Source organism: Pantoea sp. GW821-FHT03E06 (assembly GCF_059420725.1).
The window spans coordinates 120,572-139,116 of sequence record NZ_JBWKUG010000001.1 but is presented as its reverse complement, the minus strand read 5'-3'; the positions used below and the strand labels follow the sequence as shown (position 1 = coordinate 139,116).

At 53.1% G+C, this 18,545-nt stretch carries 16 protein-coding genes and 1 tRNA gene; 7 read left to right on the top strand and 10 right to left on the bottom strand.

The annotated features are described in order from the left end of the window. Nucleotides 1-8 precede the first annotated feature (8 nt). From dppC to AC07WB_RS00635, 7 genes are all read right to left on the bottom strand, one after another. A complete protein-coding gene (gene dppC / locus AC07WB_RS00665; RefSeq protein WP_061719333.1) occupies nucleotides 9-911 on the bottom strand; it encodes a dipeptide ABC transporter permease DppC in 903 nt (300 codons plus the stop codon). 9 nt (nucleotides 912-920) lie between these two features. Next, a complete protein-coding gene (dppB, locus tag AC07WB_RS00660; protein ID WP_097095384.1) occupies nucleotides 921-1,940 on the bottom strand; it encodes a dipeptide ABC transporter permease DppB in 1,020 nt (339 codons plus the stop codon). A gap of 198 nt (nucleotides 1,941-2,138) precedes the next feature. After that, nucleotides 2,139-3,749: a dipeptide ABC transporter periplasmic-binding protein DppA gene (dppA, locus tag AC07WB_RS00655; protein WP_494939882.1), complete on the bottom strand. Its 1,611-nt coding sequence runs from the start codon at nucleotides 3,747-3,749 to the stop codon at nucleotides 2,139-2,141. A 699-nt stretch (nucleotides 3,750-4,448) separates the two neighbouring features. Then, nucleotides 4,449-4,525: transfer RNA gene (locus tag AC07WB_RS00650), tRNA-Pro, on the bottom strand. 125 nt (nucleotides 4,526-4,650) lie between these two features. Beyond that, nucleotides 4,651-6,342: a kdo(2)-lipid A phosphoethanolamine 7''-transferase gene (gene eptB / locus AC07WB_RS00645; RefSeq protein ID WP_097095386.1), complete on the bottom strand. Its 1,692-nt coding sequence runs from the start codon at nucleotides 6,340-6,342 to the stop codon at nucleotides 4,651-4,653. A gap of 267 nt (nucleotides 6,343-6,609) precedes the next feature. Further along, entirely contained in the window at nucleotides 6,610-7,038 is a 429-nt protein-coding gene (locus AC07WB_RS00640) for an organic hydroperoxide resistance protein (protein ID WP_494939881.1), read from the bottom strand. A gap of 95 nt (nucleotides 7,039-7,133) precedes the next feature. Then, complete coding sequence (locus tag AC07WB_RS00635; protein ID WP_097095388.1) at nucleotides 7,134-7,598, bottom strand: MarR family winged helix-turn-helix transcriptional regulator; 465 nt, start codon at nucleotides 7,596-7,598, stop codon at nucleotides 7,134-7,136. A 62-nt stretch (nucleotides 7,599-7,660) separates the two neighbouring features. Here AC07WB_RS00635 and AC07WB_RS00630 point away from each other — a divergent pair, with 62 nt between their 5' ends. Next, complete coding sequence (locus AC07WB_RS00630; protein WP_097095389.1) at nucleotides 7,661-8,254, top strand: HD domain-containing protein; 594 nt, start codon at nucleotides 7,661-7,663, stop codon at nucleotides 8,252-8,254. Nucleotides 8,255-8,300: 46 nt separating this feature from the next. Here AC07WB_RS00630 and AC07WB_RS00625 read toward each other — a convergent pair whose 3' ends face one another. Beyond that, entirely contained in the window at nucleotides 8,301-8,597 is a 297-nt protein-coding gene (locus AC07WB_RS00625; RefSeq protein ID WP_007893362.1) for an HTH-type transcriptional regulator, read from the bottom strand. Between the two features lie 480 nt (nucleotides 8,598-9,077). On the opposite strand from AC07WB_RS00625, the gene AC07WB_RS00620 reads away from it, so the two are divergent. From AC07WB_RS00620 to AC07WB_RS00595, 6 genes are all read left to right on the top strand, one after another. After that, the gene (locus AC07WB_RS00620; RefSeq protein ID WP_494939880.1) at nucleotides 9,078-10,676 is read left to right on the top strand and encodes a gamma-glutamyltransferase family protein; all 1,599 of its coding nucleotides are present in this window, start codon (nucleotides 9,078-9,080) and stop codon (nucleotides 10,674-10,676) included. Nucleotides 10,677-10,815: 139 nt separating this feature from the next. Next, nucleotides 10,816-11,529, top strand: coding sequence for a DUF3053 domain-containing protein (locus AC07WB_RS00615; protein ID WP_097095392.1), 714 nt, complete (start codon nucleotides 10,816-10,818; stop codon nucleotides 11,527-11,529). Nucleotides 11,530-12,158: 629 nt separating this feature from the next. Next, entirely contained in the window at nucleotides 12,159-14,093 is a 1,935-nt protein-coding gene (locus AC07WB_RS00610; protein WP_400458693.1) for a PTS mannitol transporter subunit IICBA, read from the top strand. A gap of 94 nt (nucleotides 14,094-14,187) precedes the next feature. After that, nucleotides 14,188-15,336, top strand: a complete 1,149-nt coding sequence (gene mtlD / locus AC07WB_RS00605; RefSeq protein WP_097095393.1) for a mannitol-1-phosphate 5-dehydrogenase — start codon at nucleotides 14,188-14,190, stop codon at nucleotides 15,334-15,336. 60 nt (nucleotides 15,337-15,396) lie between these two features. Further along, nucleotides 15,397-15,942: a mannitol operon repressor MtlR gene (gene mtlR / locus AC07WB_RS00600; protein ID WP_176519138.1), complete on the top strand. Its 546-nt coding sequence runs from the start codon at nucleotides 15,397-15,399 to the stop codon at nucleotides 15,940-15,942. 318 nt (nucleotides 15,943-16,260) lie between these two features. Continuing rightward, nucleotides 16,261-16,623 carry a YibL family ribosome-associated protein gene (locus AC07WB_RS00595; protein ID WP_097095395.1) on the top strand — a complete coding sequence of 121 codons (363 nt, stop codon included), beginning with the start codon at nucleotides 16,261-16,263 and terminating at the stop codon, nucleotides 16,621-16,623. A 7-nt stretch (nucleotides 16,624-16,630) separates the two neighbouring features. Here the strand turns inward: AC07WB_RS00595 and AC07WB_RS00590 are convergent, their stop codons facing one another. Both AC07WB_RS00590 and sodA read right to left on the bottom strand, forming a co-directional pair. Then, on the bottom strand, nucleotides 16,631-17,593 hold the full coding sequence (locus tag AC07WB_RS00590) for a VirK/YbjX family protein (protein ID WP_494939879.1): 963 nt from the start codon (nucleotides 17,591-17,593) through the stop codon (nucleotides 16,631-16,633). 191 nt (nucleotides 17,594-17,784) lie between these two features. Continuing rightward, nucleotides 17,785-18,402 (bottom strand): superoxide dismutase [Mn], encoded by a 618-nt coding sequence (gene sodA, locus AC07WB_RS00585; RefSeq protein WP_007893384.1) that lies wholly within the window; start codon nucleotides 18,400-18,402, stop codon nucleotides 17,785-17,787. Between the last annotated feature and the right edge of the window lie 143 nt (nucleotides 18,403-18,545).

Here is an 18,545-nt window from a genome sequence, read left to right as displayed (position 1 = left end):
GTGCCTCTTTACTGCTTGAGTTTCGGGTCGAGTGCATCACGCAAACCATCGCCCATGAGGTTGAATGCCAGAACCGTTAGCAAAATGGTCACGCCAGGGAACGTCACCACCCACCAGGCACTTTGCGCATACTGCAACACGTCGGAGAGCATGGTGCCCCACTCCGGCGTTGGCGGTTGCGCCCCCATACCGAGAAAGCCCAACGCCGCCATATCGAGGATGGCGTTGGAGAAACCTAATGATGCCTGCACGATCAGCGGTGCGAGGCAGTTAGGCAGAATATTGATGAACATCTGGCGCAGCGTGCCGGCCCCCGCCACGCTTGACGCGGTTACGTAGTCGCGGTTGACTTCAACCAGCACCGCAGCACGCGTCAGACGGATATAGTGCGGCAGCGCCACGAAGGTAATCGCCAGCGAGGCGTTGACGATTGACGGACCAAAGATCGCCACTAACACCAGCGCCAACAGCAGGCTTGGCAGCGCCAGCATGATATCGACCACGCGCATAATGATGGCGTCGACCACGCCACCGAGGTAGCCGGCCATCAGACCAAAGATCACGCCAAGAATCAGCGACAGCACCACCACCATGCAGCCGACCAGCAGCGACAGGCGTGCGCCGTACATCAGACGCGACAGCACATCGCGGCCCACGTCATCGGTACCAAGGATATAGCTCCAGCTGCCGCCTTCCTGCCAGACTGGCGGATGTAGCAAGGCATCGCGGAACTGTTCGGCCGGGGCATGCGGTGCCAGCACATCGGCAAAGATGGCGATTAACAGCATCAGAACGATGTAAACCAGGCCGATGACTGCGCCTTTATTACGTTTGAAGTAGTGCCAGAATTCCTGCAACGGGGTCATCGGCTTGGGTGCAGCAGTTACGCTTGCGGGATCAACAGCAGACATGATTCCCCCTTATTTCTTATGACGGATACGTGGATTGACCACGCCGTACAACAGATCAACCAGCAGGTTGACCACGATGATCAGGATGGCCACCAGCAATACGCCGCCCTGCACCACCGGATAGTCACGGCGTTGCAGCGCTTCGATCAGCCAGCGACCGAGTCCCGGCCACGAGAAGATGGTTTCGGTCAGAATCGCACCGGCCAGCAGGGTACCGACCTGCAAACCAATGACGGTGACGACCGGCAGCATGGCATTACGCAGCGCATGCACCACAATGACACGCATACGCGTCAGGCCTTTAGCACGCGCGGTGCGGATGTAGTCTTCTCCCAACACTTCCAGCATCGAGGAGCGCGTCATACGCACAATCACCGCCAGCGGGATGGTGCCGAGCACGATAGCGGGCAAAATCATATGCATTACCGCATCTTTGAAATCACCCTCTTCTCCCCACAACAGCGTATCAATCAGCATAAAGCCGGTGAGCGGATGAGTGTCATCAAGGAAGATGGTGTCGCTGACGCGTCCAGAGACCGGCGTGAGGTTTAACTGCACCGAAACCAGCATGATCAGCATGATGCCCCACCAAAAGATGGGCATCGAGTAACCGGTGAGGGAGATGCCGACGGCGGTGTGATCGAAGATGGAGCCGCGTTTAACCGCCGCCAGCACGCCCACCGGAATACCGACAGCAATCGCGAACAGCATGGCGCAGATACCCAGTTCCAGCGTAGCTTTGAAGCGTGGTACGAATTCGTCCCAGACTGGGATGCGACTTTTCAGCGAGATGCCGAGGTCGCCGTGCAGTACGCCATTGATGTAGGTGATGTACTGTTTCCACATCGGCTGATCGAGGCCAAACTGCGCCATCAGCTGGGCATGACGTTCCGGAGAGATACCGCGTTCGCCGGCCATGATCAGGACCGGATCGCCGGGGATCAAGTGGACAAACGCGAAGGTCAATAACGTGATACCGATGAACGTTGGGATGACAAGGCCCAAACGTCGGAGTATGAATTGCAGCATAAGCCTGGTTCTCTGACATTTCCCATGGCGTTACCGCCGGGGACAACATTGCTCAACACTCGCAGCCAGCCATGGGCGGACGCGACGCAAGAAGCGCTTCAATAGTAGAATTAGCCGGAAAAAAAGTGCGGAGTGCGGGCGACGAAGAGGTCGCCCGAGGGCCAGCAGCGCTGGCCCTCACCGCGATAATCCGAAAGGTTATTCCTGGATATCGACGTTTTCGAAGTGATGTTTACCTAATGGATCAACCACATAACCCGATACTTTCTTGCTCACTGGCTCGTACACGGTTGAGTGAGCGATGATCAGCGCTGGTGCCTGGTCATGCATCACTACCTGAGCCTGTTTGTACAGTTCAATACGTTTGTTGTGATCGGCTTCAGCACGTGCTGGCTGAATCAGATCTTCAAACGGCTTGTAGCACCAACGTGAGTAGTTAGAACCGTCTTTCGCTGCTGCACAGCTGAACAGCGTGGCGAAGAAGTTATCCGGATCCCCATTATCACCGGTCCAGCCCATCATCACGGTCTGGTGTTCACCGGCTTTAGCACGCTTCAGGTACTCGCCCCACTCGAAGGTGACGATTTTGGCTTTCACGCCAATCTTCGCCCAGTCAGCCTGAACCATTTCCGCCATACGGCGTGCGTTCGGGTTGTATGGACGCTGAACCGGCATGGCCCACAGGTCGATTGAGAAACCATCCGGCATACCTGCTTCTTTCAGCAGCGCTTTCGCTTTCTCAGGATCGTAAGCGTAATCCTTCACATCATCGTTATAGCCCCACATGGTTGGTGGGATCAGGTTTTTCGCTGGCTGACCAGCGCCTTGATACACCGCATCGATGATGGCTTGTTTGTTTACCGCCATGGTCAGTGCCTGACGCACTTTCACGTTATCCAGCGGTTTTTTCTCGGTGTTGAACGACAGGTAACCAACGTTCAGACCTGGCTGCTGCAGCAGGTTAATTTTGTCGTCTTTCTTCATGCTGGCGATGTCGGCCGGGTTCGGGTACGGCATCACCTGGCACTCACCTTTCTGCAGTTTGGCATAACGCACTGACGCATCTGGTGTGATGGAGAATACTAAACGATCAATCTTCGGCTTAGTGCCCCAGAAGTCTGGGTTAGCTTTGTAGAGAATGCGCGAATCTTTCTGGTACTGCTGCAGTACGAACGGACCGGTGCCCACTGGATTGAGGTCCAGCTTCTCTGGCGTGCCCGCTTTCAGCATGTTGTCGGCGTATTCTTTTGACAGAATTGAGGCGAAGTCCATGCCGAGGTCGGCGATGAACGGCGCTTCTGGACGGGTCAGGGTGAAGCGTACGGTGTAATCGTCAACTTTTTCGACTTTGGCAATCAGCTTAGGCATGTCCATGCCTTCGAAGTATTCGTAGCTGCCGCCAGAAACACCGTGATATTTGTTGTTTTTGTCGAGCTGACGCTCGAAGGAGAACACGACGTCATCGGCATTGAAGGTGCGGGTTGGCTTGAAGTCTTTGGTGGTTTGCCACTTCACGCCCTGGCGCAGATGGAAGGTATAGGTTTTACCGTCCGCGCTAACATCCCATTTTTCTGCCAGACCTGGCTGCAGCTCGGTAGTACCGGTTTTGAACTCAACCAAGCGGTTGTAGATCGGTACAGAGCTTGCGTCGTAGGTGGTGCCCGAAGTGAAGAGCTGCGGGTTGAAACCTTCCGGCGAACCTTCAGAACAATAAACGAGGGTTTTCGCCTGGACACCAGCGGCAACGGTCATAGCAATCAGGCTGAGACCGACCTTCAGCATCCTGGATTTAGCCAGGGAGTTGATCATGTTTTGCTCCATTGTGATGTGATGTTGTGTGCGTCGCCCGACCTCTGATTTTTTTATGCGGTTCGGGCAGGTCAATTAAGAGTAAGCAAAATGTGAGCGGTTATAGTTGTTGCGCTGGCACCGTGGAATCTGTCAGGCACGTCCGTCTCTACATTTGATTGACGCATCAATTTGTCAACAGTTGCAATGAACGTCAATACAGTGTGGGGTTATTTACACAGAGTGTGAGTAAGTGCAAGCAACGATAAAAAACACCCTTCTGGCGCTAAGCCAAAATTAAAAAAGGTGATAAAGCGCTCAATGCCGCGTGATTATCTGGCTATACAGTCAAATGACAGTGATTATCACCGCTAAAAAACATACAAAAGTTATTGATAAATGCTGAATATCTGAACGATTCTTCGTGCGTTATGACGTTCAGGCAGCGGATTCTGCTAGTAAAATGGCATAAGAAATCAGCATGATGCATAAACCGGTCATAAGAAGAATGTGTCACGAATTAAGCATGCGGCTTCGATTTGGCGTGGGGTGCAGCGTGTAAAGTGGACATAATACTGAGTATTTAGCGTTTAGCTGGCGGAAAGGGTGTATTTACGGCTTTTGCTGTTTGCCCGCTGCGTTGCTCAGGAAAGGTGCAGCGATCCCGTCCAAATGACAGACGAAAAAAAACCTGCTTATAAAAGCAGGTTTCTTCAAAGATGGTCGGCGAGAGAGGATTCGAACCTCCGACCCACTGGTCCCAAACCAGTTGCGCTACCAAGCTGCGCTACTCGCCGATGGGGGCGCATATTACTGCGCTGCTAAAAAAGCGTCAATCCCTTTTACCTAAATTCCGCCCGATCGCCTGGAAAGCAAGCAGTGCCTTAAAAAGCCCTGCTGCTCAATAGCTTCCAGGTAAATATTACAGCGTTTTAGCCGGTGCGCCCGCAGGTGCCTGACACCAGTTATTGGCAGCTTTAATCCCACCATCTGGAGAGGTATAACCGAGGCAACCTAAAATCGTATCAAACAGCTCAACATGACGATGCGTTTTACCTACGCGCTGCTGCGCCTGCAAGCGCTCGAAGTTGCTGCGGTTGGTTGGGTCTGCCAGATACTTATCGGAAGCCCAGACAATCATCGGCACGCGGAACTGCTCTGGCGGTGCCATCTCGCGCGGGGTACCGTGCAGATGCATATTCTCGCTGATCGATTCACCGTGGTCAGCGGCGTAGAACACTATCGCCTTCTTATCACGCAGCTGATCGAGCACGCTATCCAGCATGGTATCCACGTATAAAACGGAGTTGTCATAAGCATTGATCAACTGCGCTTTACTGCAGGTTTCATCAACCCCCATGCACTCTGGTTTATAGCGCGCGAAATCACGCGGGTAGCGCTGGGAATAAAGGTAGTGCGAACCTTTGGTATGCAGAATCACTACATGCTTACCTTTCGGGAAACGCTGCAGCGAGGCTTGCAGTTCAGGCACTAGCAGCATGTCATCCACCGCTTTGCCCTGATTGCGCTTCTCAGAACCAATCTGCTCACGGAATGAGAAGTTGTTGGTGTCTGCATTATCGTAGAACCACACTTCACTCTGCATAGCGAACAGCTCAGAGGTGAAGCCCAGCTCTTTCAGTACCGCAAAAATGTTTTGTTCTTTCAACGTGCGGCCTGGGTTGTCCATGGTGCCGCCTTCGCGCACAAACATGCAGCGCAGCGAGAGCTTGGTAGCGGTATCACATGATTCGCCGCGGAAAGCGACCAGGTTTTTCTCTTTCGACAATTTCGGTGTGGTGTCGCGATCGTAGCCCAGCATCCCCATATGGTCCCAGCGCGTGGTTTCACCAATCACAAACACCATATAAGTATCGTCAATGCCCGGTGGCGCAACGTAGGTGAACTTCTTCGCCGGATCCAGCAGCTCTTTGCCATCCCACTCTTCATCCACTTTGGTCCAGGCGAACAGTCCTAGCGCCGCGATCCAGTTTGATGGCAGATAGGAGTGCGCTACGACCCCGCCGTAACTCGGCAAATCGATGTTAGTGATCTCTTCGTTAACTTTCTGCAACTTGTCAAAATAGCGAATAGGCAGCCACACCAGCGCCACGCTCAGCAACAGAATCACGACGGGTTTAAGACGTTGACCCGGCGTTTTCAACTGTTCGATTAGCGTTTGGCTAAGGTTATTACTCCAAATTAGCAACAGCGGCAGCGCACTCACCAGCACCATCCACAGCACGAAACGCAGGCCAATCACTTCTTTAGAGAGATCGACATCGGTAGTCATCACCGAAGCAATGATGCCGTAGCCGATCACCACATTGAAGAACGCCATGTAATAGGCTGCAGCAACCGAAATCACCACAATTAGGCTGGCCAGAACGCGATAAGCCCATTTACCGCCCAGCGACAGCAAGCGCATCAGGAAGAAAGTCAGCAACACGGCCGCCATCACTTCCGCGGCAGCAGAGAGCCAGTTAGAGAGCGTCGATTGGGTTAAAAAACCGTCAAAACGGCGATAAAATATCGGCAAATTCAATAAGATGCCGAGATACAAAGCAAGCAGCAGTGACAGCTTTTGCTGCGTTAAACTTTTAATATAATTCATGAAAATATTTATTCCCGACCTGGTGTCGTTGTATCAACCGTTATGTGACTATTTAAAGGCAGTAGAGTTCGCTAAACCGCGGAAAAAGCGTGACGCAACGTGCAGGATCGGGACGATTCTGATTGGCGATAGGGCGATGACGCGAAGCGGAGCAGTAGAACATTTAACCAATGGTTAGACCAGAAAAATTTTTTCATCGGACCAATCGGCGTTATATTCAGACGTGAAAAAGGCCCCCGCAGGAGCCTTTTATTTTATCAACATCAATTAGTTGATGATGTTCAGCGTTACGTCAATGTTGCCGCGCGTAGCATTGGAATAAGGGCAAACAATGTGCGCCGCATCAACCAGTTTCTGTGCTTCGGCAGCATCCATGTCTGGCAGATGGATATTCAGTTTGGCCTCAATACCGAAACCGTTCGGGATCGGGCCGATGCCCACTTCACCTTCAATCCACGCCTCTTTTGGCAGGGTAATTTTATCGCGGCTGGCAACAAATTTCATCGCGCCAAGGAAACACGCCGAATAACCCGCAGCAAACAGCTGCTCTGGATTAGTCACTTCGCCGCCTGCGCCACCCATCTCTTTTGGCACGCCCAGTTTTACATCCAGCACGTTATCTGAAGAAGTAGCACGACCATCACGACCACCGGTAGCTTTAGCTTTTGCAGTGTAAACAACTTTCTCTAAAGACATAATAACCTCATTAATTCGCTATATAATCGCGCACTACTTATTATGCGCAAGCCTGAACTTCATGGTGTGGGATGTCGAGACAGCGACTTCCCGAATTACTTAGCGCGAGACAAACTGTCGCGCAAATCGTCCAACTGGCCTTTCAGCAACGCCATCGCATCATCATCGCAGGCGGTCGCGCACTGAATGGCTTCCGGAATACTTGCGGCTTTGGCACGTAACGCACGCCCCTCATCGGTTAGCGTTACCACCACCTGGCGTTCATCCTGACGTGAACGCTGGCGGCGCAATAAGCCGGCGCTTTCCAGACGTTTCAATAGCGGCGTCAGCGTTGCCGAATCAAGAAACAGCTGCTCGCCAATCTCCGATACCGTGACATCATCCTGATTCCACAGCACCAACATGACCAGATATTGCGGATAGGTAATCTCCAGCGTTGACAGCAGCTGACGATAGACTTTGTGCATCGCGAGATTCGCCGAGTACAGCGCAAAGCAGAGCTGCTGATCTAACTGAAGTGGCGCCTGCTTCACTTTTTTGTCATCTTGATTACTGTTCATGAGGTTCAATATAGATAGCGCGCTAGATAATTGCAAGCAATCTTTCTCTGGGAGAGTGGAATATGCGAGATTCACTGGAAGAGCAAGCGCGCCGTTATGCCACAGAAGCGCATGCTGCTGCGGGCCAGCGCCGTAAATATACGGATGAACCTTACATTGTTCACCCCGCTGCCGTCGCCGAACTGGTACGGAGCGTTACCGATGACGAACAGATGATTGCCGCCGCCTGGCTGCATGATACGGTTGAAGATACCCCCACCACTTTAGAAGACATTGAACGTCATTTCGGCGCGCGGGTGGCTGAACTGGTGGATATGCTCACTGACAGCGAGCAGCCCGCCGCAAAAAATCGTGCCGCTCGTAAGCTGGCGCATTTTCGTCATACCGCTGCGGCCTCACCCGAGGCGCAAACCATCAAACTGGCCGATATCATCGATAACACCCGCGCCATCGTGCAATACGATGCTCACTTTGCCCGCGTCTATCTGGTTGAAAAACAGATTCAGATTCAACTATTGCGCGAAGGGGATCGGCATTTGTGGCAGCAGGCGGAACAGACAATTAAGCAGGGTCTTGCTCAATTAGCACAGCCGCCGCACAGCGTGCCGGAAAGCTGGTTCGTGAAACAGGCGGCGAAGTATAGCGACGTAAATTAAAAAACCCGCCGTATAGGCGGGTTGGAGCACCAAATAAAGCCTGGTATTACTCCAGCAGTTGACGCCCCAGATAGGGGTTTGCTTGCAGCAGCTTCATCAGTTTGCGCGCCGTAGCGGAAGGGCGCGTACGTTGCGCCTCCCAGCTTTTAACTGACGAGACGCTCACCCCCATCACGCGGGCGAATTCATCCACCTGCATGCCGGTCATCTCGCGTAAACGCTGCGGCTCGGGAACTGAAGCCTGATTGAGTGTAATTTCTGATACGGAAGGCTGAGCATCACGTGTCAAAACAATCTGCTCAAGGCTGCTGAGCAACTCGACCATTGGATCTTTAAATTCCATAGAGAACTCCTTAAAAACTCACTATGAAGCACGTGAAAGTAGAGACGTAAGCACCAAATGGTGCTGAAACCGACCCGTTTAGGTTGTATCGCGGAGTTATTATTAAACCGATGCGGGACACAGCCTGTTGTGCACTGCAAAAAGATGCCAGGGCAATGCAACAATTGTCCGGGTTTCTAAGTATGGGTCAGATCCCCGACTTTGCTGCTTGATTCCTGATTATTTTTTATTCTTTCTTATGCCATTACCCGATCGATCATCATAACCGATTGACCCACCAGCACTTGCTACCCAACCAGTGCCTAAAACTACGAGTCAGTAGCGTTAAGCAGTGCCTTGATTAAAATCTATTCAAAAAAAGTGCCAATTCGCTATCAACATGAATTATCTGACTTATTATTAAACACTTATCCCCCACATTCATGGTGCTGCACAGCGCTGCAGCGTTCCCGCACCAGCATGACGCAAAGAGAAAGGGTTATGAGCGATTTGGATTTTACCGCCAGCTATGCCTCACACCGCGTACCCATGATGGGCCGCAACGCGGTTGCTACCTCGCAGCCGCTTGCAGCACAGGCAGGTATTCGCATGCTGCAACAGGGTGGCAATGCGGTAGATGCCGCAATCGCCAGCGCAATGGCGCTCACGGTGTTAGAGCCGACGGGCAACGGCCTCGGTAGCGATGCTTTTGCCATTATCTGGGATGGCAAACAGCTGCATGGATTGAATGCTTCAGGACGTTCACCGGCGGCATGGAGCCCAGCACGTTTCGCCGGATATAACGCGATGCCGGAAATCGGTTGGGAATCCGTCACGGTGCCTGGCGCGGTATCGGCTTGGGTAACCCTGGCTGAACGCTTTGCCACCCTGCCGCTCACCACGCTGGCACAGCCGGCGATAGCGTATGCACGTGAAGGTTTCCCGGTTTCGCCGCTGATAGGTCACCTATGGCAGCGCGGCTATAACAAACTGAAAGATCAACCCGGCTTCGCCGAGTGTTTTGCGCCCGATGGCCGGCCGCCACGCGCCGGTGAGCTCTTCCGTAATCCGGCGCAAGCCACTACCTTGCAAAAAATCGCCGAAACGCGTGGCGAAGCTTTCTATCGCGGCGAACTCGCCGAAAAGATGGTGGCGTTTGCCAAACAGCACGGCGCATCCCTCAGTATGTCTGACCTGGATAACCATTGCGCCGATTGGGTTGATCTGCTGTCGCGTCCGTTTGCCGGTGGATCGGTGCAGGAACTGCCCCCCAATGGCCAGGGCATCGCCACCTTGATTGCGCTGGGCATTCTCGAGCAATGGGATATTGGCCGCTATACGCCGGATTCGGTGCCGTGGTTGCATCTCTCTATTGAGGCGATGAAACTGGCGCTGGTCGATCTGGATCGCTACGTCAGCGATTACGATCACCTTGAATTCCCTGCCGAACTGCTGTTGAGCGATCGCTATCTTCAGCAACGTGCACAGCTGAACGATCCTGATAAAGCCGGAGATTTTACCTTTGGCGCACCGCAGCAGAGCGGCACGGTCTATGTTTCCACCGCCGATGCCAGTGGCATGATGGTTTCCTTTATACAATCCAACTTTATGGGCTTTGGCTCGGGCGTGGTGGTGCCAGGCACCGGCATCAGTCTGCAAAACCGCGGCTGTGGGTTCTCGCTCGATGCGCAACATCCAAACGTGGTGGCAGGCGGTAAACGTCCGTTCCACACCATTATTCCGGCGTTTGCTTTAGATGCTGCGGGACAGCCGCTGATGTCGTTTGGCGTGATGGGCGGTCCAATGCAGGCGCAAGGCCATCTGCAGCTGGCGCTGCGCATCATGCAGCATAAACAAAACCCGCAGGCGGCGATTGATGCGCCGCGCTGGCGCGTTGAGCAAGGGCGTTCAGTGGTGGTCGAACCGGGTATCGATCGCAACGCGTTGGCAAAATTACGTGAAATGGGGCATCTGATCACGCTCGAAGATCCCCTTCTCGGCTATAACTTCGGCGGCGCGCAGGCGATTGTTCGCGATCCACAAGGCTTCTATATCGCCGCAACGGAAAGCCGCAAAGATGGACAGGCGCTGGTGTTTTAATTTGCCCGGTGCGCCCGTTGTACACACCAGATCATTGCACTATTCTTTAGGACCATTTTCGCAAAAATTTTAATCCCGAATAATTCGAGCATTGGCTTGGAATAGGATGGGAGAAAGCCATTATCACAGGAGTTGAATTATGGCGTCAGGATTATCCCGCATCTGGATGCGTACCGGCATGCTGATGGTCAGCGCATTGGTGGTGTTGCAACTCACCGCCTGTGGCGACAAAGAGGGCGATCAGCGTAAAGCTTTCAGTGATTTCCTTCAAAATACCGTGATGCGTAGCGGCGAGCATCTGCCCAGCCTGAGTGAAAACCAGAAGCAGACCTTCGGTAACTACGCCAGCGATTACGCCATCCTGTATGGCTTCTCACAGCAGGCGAACCAGGCAATTGATCAAGGTATGCGTCCCGTTGTCGATGAATTGGCTGCGATTCGTGTACCGCAGGATTATTTAACCCGCCGTGACAGCCTGCGCCAGGCGAGCAGTAATTTGAGTGTGCTGACACAGCAGATTCAGAGCGCCAAAATGCAGGCCGACAGCAGCAAAGCCACGCTGAAGCAGCCGGACGATCTGAAAAAAGTTTACGATGCCGCCTTCGCTAAAGTCGTTACACAGCCGGCCAGCACGCTGATTCCGCTACTGCCGCAGCTGCAGGCATTAAGCCAGGCGGCAGTGCAAACCGGGGATTATCTGCAATCGCAAGGCGCACGCGTTACCTTTAATGACGGCGGCGTGCAATTCCCAACGCAAGATCAGGCGACGCAGTACAACACGCTAATGAGCAATCTTTCCAGTAACGCGCAGGCGCTCACACAAGCGCAAAACGCGGTGCAAGGCGGTTTGTAAAACGTTGAGTCATTTTCCGGAGTCGCCATAAATGGCGTAATACCCGTTAGTTAAGCGTGAATCGGTCATCATGAATGGTGACCCTACGTGGATATAGCCGGGTTTTCGTAGGGTGCGCATTCATGCGCACCTGCATAAAAAGCCCTTTTTTTGCTTAATTCAGTGGCATTACGCCATAAAGGGCGGCCCTACAAACCGCCCTTGCTCGTCTCCTGATGGGTTCACCTCTTTTCAGATTTTCGTCACTTCCTTACAGCGCGCTTTTCTGCTGCACGATAGTGTGATCTGACGCATTTTCGACCACAAATTGTTTGTGACAAAGATCACATTTACACAACAAACCAACGCCAATAAAAGGTGATTCAAGTCACATTCATCACCTTGTTTTGCTTAAAAATCCGTCATCGTTGCTTTCTTACAGCTCTTTTTTGTGATCGATGTCACCTTATAGCCCCCTCACCACCCCAAATTAGCGTGATCTGCATCACACTAAGCCCGTGCTCTACGCAGCGTAATAAACTAGTGCTAGAGTCCGCCTGCATACAGTAATGCCACGGCCCCCGCCGTAACGTTCAAACAAAAACAAACGCGCTCTCTTATTGCAGCGCGTCTCAATAAGGGGTGGGTTTATGTCCTCATCAGTAAAGGTCAAGGTTCAGAGCTTTGGTCGCTTTCTGAGTAATATGGTGATGCCTAACATCGGTGCGTTTATCGCCTGGGGTATCATCACTGCGCTGTTCATCCCAACCGGATGGATTCCAAACGAAACGCTGGCGAAACTCGTCGGCCCAATGATCACTTACCTGCTGCCGCTGCTGATTGGTTTCACCGGTGGACGTCTGGTAGGCGGCGATCGCGGTGGCGTGGTGGGTGCAATCACCACCATGGGCGTGATCGTCGGTGCCGATATGCCGATGTTCCTTGGCTCAATGATTGCCGGTCCGCTGGGCGGCTGGGCGATCAAATCCTTTGACCGCGTGGTAGATGGCAAGATCAAAAGCGGCTTCGAGATGCTGGTGAACAACTTCTCGGCCGGTATCATCGGGATGCTGCTGGCGCTGCTGGCGTTCCTGGCGATCGGTCCACTGGTTGAAGGTCTGTCACACATTCTCGCCGCTGGCGTGAACCTGATGGTGCAGAACAACCTGCTGCCACTGACCTCCATCTTTGTTGAACCGGCGAAAATCCTGTTCCTCAATAACGCCATCAACCACGGTATCTTCTCTCCGCTGGGTATCCAACAGGCGAGCGAGGCGGGCAAATCAATCTTCTTCCTGATTGAAGCCAACCCAGGTCCGGGTATGGGTGTGCTGGTTGCCTACATGATTTTTGGTCGCGGTAGCGCCAAACAATCTGCAGGTGGTGCAGCGATTATCCACTTCCTCGGCGGTATCCACGAAATCTACTTCCCGTACGTGCTGATGGCGCCGCGTCTGCTGCTGGCGGTTATCCTCGGTGGTATGACTGGCGTATTCACCCTGACGCTGCTGAACGGCGGTCTGGTTTCGCCGGCATCTCCAGGTTCCATCCTGGCGGTACTGGCGATGACGCCAAAAGGTGCCTACTTCGCTAACATCGCGGCAATTATCGCAGCCTTTGCTGTCTCCTTCGTGGTCTCTTCAATCCTGCTGAAAACCAGCAAAGTGAAAGAAGATGACGATATCGAAGCCGCGACTCAGCGCATGAAAGATATGAAAGCGCAGTCAAAAGGCCAGGCCGTTGCGGGTTCACCGGTCGCTGGCGATGCGATGAGCGTTGACCTGAACCACGTGCGCAAAATCATCGTGGCCTGTGACGCCGGTATGGGGTCAAGTGCGATGGGTGCAGGTGTTCTGCGTAAGAAAGTGCAGGACGCCGGCCTGAGCAATATCTCTGTCACTAACAGCGCGATTAACTCGCTGCCGGGCGATGTCGATTTGGTGATTACCCACCGCGATCTGACGGAACGTGCGATGCGCCAGGCGCCACAGGCGCAGCATATTTCGCTGAACAACTTCCTTGATAGCGCGCTGTACAGCAATCTGACTGAACGTCTGGTTGCCGCTAATCGCAGTGAAGCACATCGTGAAACCGTGCAGACCACACTGGCGGACAGCTACGACGAAGGCAACGCGCACCTGTTCAAACTGGGCGCAGATAACGTGTTCCTCGGCCTGAGCGCCACGCATAAAGAGCAGGCGATTCGTTTTGCCGGTGAGCAGCTGGTGAAAGGCGGCTACGTCCAGCCGGAATACGTTGAAGCGATGCTGGAACGCGAGAAGCTGACGCCAACTTACCTGGGTGAGTCGATCGCTGTGCCGCACGGTACCGTGGAAGCGAAAGATCGCGTGCTGAAAACCGGCGTGGTGTTCTGCCAGTATCCGGCAGGTGTACAGTTTGGCGAAGAGTCAGAAGATGTAGCGCGTCTGGTGATCGGTATCGCCGCTCGTAACAATGAGCACATTCAGGTGATTACCAGCCTGACCAACGCACTGGACGATGACAGCGTGATTGAGAAGCTGGCAAACACCACCAGCGTGCAGGACGTGTTGGATCTGCTCTCAGGCAGCACCGTTAAAGCGTAACAGCACGTTTTACCTTCCCTGGGGCGGGTAAGCCCGTCCCACATTTCCGGGGCGGACTTGCCCGCCCTTTCGTCATTTGATATGGGTCAAATTTATGAAAGCGTTACATTTTGGAGCAGGTAACATCGGTCGCGGTTTTATCGGTAAGTTGCTGGCAGATGCCGGAATCGAGCTGGTGTTTGCTGACGTCAATCAGGTGGTGCTTGATGCCCTTAACGCCCGTCATGAGTATCCGGTTCATGTGGTTGGCGAGCAGGCGAAAGTCGAAATCGTAAAAGGCGTTAGCGCCGTAAACAGCACCAGCGACGATATCGTTACGCTGATTGCTGAAGTGGATATTGTGACGACTGCGGTTGGTCCGCAAATTCTGGAACGCATCGCCGGTGGCGTGGCTAAAGGTCTGGCCAAACGCAGCGACAGCGGTAACGTCCGCCCGCTAAATATCATCGCCTGTGAAAATATGGTGCGCGGTACCAGCCAGCTGAAACAGCACGTGCTGAAAGCCCTGCCAGAGCAGTATCACGCATGGGTAGAAGCGCACGTTGGTTTCGTTGATTCTGCGGTAGACCGCATCGTCCCGCCGTCAGAAGCCGGCACCACCGATCCGCTGGAAGTCACCGTTGAAACCTTCAGCGAGTGGATTGTTGATAAAACCCAGTTCAAAGGCGAGCTGCCGAATATCCCAGGCATGGAACTGACCGATAATCTGATGGCATTCGTTGAGCGCAAGCTGTTCACCCTCAACACCGGCCATGCGATCACCGCTTATCTCGGCCAACTTGCAGGTCACGCGACCATTCGTGATGCGATTCTGGATAAGAAAGTCCGTGCCATCGTGCAAGGTGCCATGCAGGAAAGTGGTGCGGTACTGATTAAGCGCTATGGTTTTGAAGCCGATAAACATGCGGCTTACATCCAGAAGATCCTCAGTCGTTTCGAAAACCCCTACCTGAAAGATGACGTTGAGCGCGTTGGCCGTCAGCCGCTGCGTAAGCTGAGTGCGGGCGATCGCCTGATCAAGCCAACGCTGGGCACGCTGGAGTATCAGCTGTCTCACGACAATCTGGTGCAGGGCATCGCCGCCGCGATGCACTATCGCAGCGAAGCCGATCCGCAAGCGCAAGAGCTGGTCGCTTTGCTGGCAGAAAAAGGCCCGCAGGCCACGCTGGCTGAGATTTCCGGCCTGGATGCCAATAGCGATGTGGTCACCTCAGTGGTGAGCGCTTACAACGCTATGGCATAATGCGCGCCCTTTAGTGGTTAACTCGGGCACGTCTTCGTGCCCGTTGGCGGTAGCTGAACGATGCAGGCAATAATGGAAGAGAAGCAGGCTTTTGAAAACCGGGTGCTTGAGCGCCTGAATGCCGGTCGTTCGGTGAGAAGCTTTCTGATCGCCGCCGTTGAACTGCTGACCGAAGCGGTTAACCTGCTGGTGCTGCAAGTGTTTCGTAAGGACGATTACGCGGTTAAATATGCGGTAGAACCGCTGCTGCTCGGTGATGGTCCGCTGGGCGAACTCTCCGTTCGTCTCAAGTTGATTTACGGCCTTGGCGTCATCAACCGGCATGAGTATGAAGACTGTGAACTGCTGCTGGCGCTGCGCGAGGAACTGAATCATGACATCAGCGATTATCGTTTTACTGACGATGAGATCCTTGGACCGTTTGGCGAATTGCACTGCGTGGTCGCCTGGCCGCCGCAGCCGGATTTCAACCGCGATGACGATCAACTCCGGTCAATGCAGCAGCAGCGTTATCTGCAAATGGTACGATCAACCATGGTGCTGTCGCTGACCGAGCTGATTTCCCGCATCTCGCACAAACAGGTGTTTAAAAAGCCGGCGGTGTAGGGTCGCCATTCATGGTGACCAGGCGCGCATGAGTGCGCCCCCTACGAAAACCTCGCCAAGCCACTGTAGGGACGCCATTCATGGTGACCAGGTGCGCATGAATGCGCCCCTACGAAAACCTCACCAAACCACTGTAGGGTCGCCATTCATGGCGACCAGGTGCGCATGAATGCGCACCCTATGAAAACCTCGCCAAACTACTGTAGGGTCGCCATTCATGGTGACCAGGTGCGCATGAATGCGCACCCTACGCTCCACGCTGCAAAACGGCGCAGATTTGTGTATCCTTTCCCTGTTTTCCTTAACGAGTTTCCCCCAATGAAAGAAAAAGAAAAAGCCGAGATCAAACTTCTCAGCGATCAGCTGGACGCACTCAACCGCAAAGAAGCCCCGCTGTTAGCGTCTGGCGATGCCGAAAAGCTCGGAGAGCTGCTGCGTGAAAAAGAGAAGCTGGAGCTGGAAATTGAGCGCCTGCGTGGTGTACGTACAGAGAAGCTAAGCAAAGAAGCGCAACAGCTGCAGAAGCTGGGCTTTAGCCGCGAAATTACCAAAAAAGAGCAGGCCAACATGGGCGCATTCAAGAAAAGTGTGCGCGGCCTGGTGGTAGTGCACCCAATGACCGCGCTCGGACGTGAGATGGGACTAAAAGTGATGACCGGCTACGCGAAGCAGCCGTTCTAATCATGACTTACGCGGCGTGTGAGACGTCGCGTTGGATGCCTGCCGCCTGATGAACTTGTTCATTTAGGCTGTCCAGCAAGGCATAGCGACGGCGGTACTCGGCGCGCTTCTTGCTGGCAATCTCTTCCAACTCTTTCCGCTCTGCGCGCAAAGGCAGCATAAACAGCTCATCCGACCGCATCACCCCGCCCAGAGATAGCCAAAACTCGCTGTAGCTCGCAAAAAACTTGTCGCTCTTGCTGTGACGATAGCGCAGGCTGCGGAACACGTGTGTGGTATCACCAACGGCAGTTATCGCTTCTACGCCACACTGCTCCGCCAGGTTAAATACGGCTTCCATCAGCAGACGTTTTGGGAATATGCCGTGTGCGGCTTTCGTGGCATCGCGAATCACATCGTTAGAGATATGTTTACGCGGCCCCTGTAAACCACCGATTAATAAGGTGCGCTTCTGGCGCTCACCAATAATAGAGAACGAGAGAGACGCAATTAACTGGGTTTCGTAACGCAACTCCAGTGTAATTTCACCTTCACGGTCGAAGCGGCCCGGACAGCAATAAATCAAAAATGACTCATCATTTTTGCCGCTTAAATTGGCCAGCAAATTGTCGCCCGGACTCTGCAAAAGCTGGCGCAAGGTTGCGTTATCCAGCTGGTCCATCAACATATAGTGATCGATGATGGCCTGCGCGCGCTGCGCAACGCTAAAACCTGCGCGCAAGTAGGGACGATGAGGTTTGGCCGGCAGCAGGCCTTGTAGGCTCAATAATTGCGGCAGCGCTGGTAACTTCGCTAATTTATTAAGGTAACTGAAGGTAGTAATAGGAAATACCAACGACCTTAAGGCAAATTTTGTGCGGAAACTACTGCTATTCCATAATTTATCCGGTCTGAACTTCCCACTAATTAATGGCAAAAACAGTGATGCTGACGAATCATTATTCGTCACAGAAGTTGTGATAATAGACATGATTATTTAGGCTTTGCGAGACAAATTATCGCTACTATATGCCCCAAATTATCAACGGCAGGTTAATAGCTTTCGCAGCGTAATAATCGTGCGGAAAAATATCCGCGTCGTTTAGGAATGGTTTAATTAAAGCGAAAAAAAACCGGTGAACAACTCCACCGGTTACCTATATTGCGGGCGTTAGCCAGAACTTATTTAGCAGAAGCAAAACGCGCTGCAGCTTCGTCCCAGTTCACAACGTTCCAGAATGCTTTGATGTAATCAGGACGTTTGTTCTGATACTTCAGGTAGTAAGCGTGTTCCCACACGTCTAAACCGATGATTGGGAAACCTGAAACGCCAGCGACGGCTTCACCCATCAGCGGGCTGTCCTGGTTTGCGGTAGAAACCACAGCCAGTTTGTCGCCTTTTTTCACCAGCCACGCCCAGCCTGAGCCGAAGCGAGTGGTAGCGGCTTTCTCAAACTCAGCCTGGAAAGCTTCAACGCTACCGAAATCTTTTTCGATTGCTGCTTTCAGGTCGCCCTGCAGCGAGGTGCCCAGCTTCAAACCTTTCCAGAAGAAGCTGTGGTTGGCATGGCCGCCCGCGTTGTTACGCAGTGGACCTTTTTTATCTGCTGGCAGCTGATCCAGTTTGGTGATCAGCTCTTCTACCGGCAGGTTGGCAAATTCGGTACCTTCCAGCGCGGCGTTAGCGTTGTTAACGTAGGTCTGGTGGTGTTTAGTGTGATGGATTTCCATCGTCTGCTTGTCGAAGTGCGGTTCCAGTGCGTCGTAGGCATACGGCAGGGATGGCAGTGAATAACTCATGTTCTTCCTCTCCATTTAGTGTTTTGCAGCACTACCTCACTGGGTGTGCCGCGTAAGCAGTCGGATCATTATAGTTAAAAACATGATCCGTAAAAGGGTTATCAATGCCTTAGAATTGATAAGGATTTGATGAATCTGGGAAA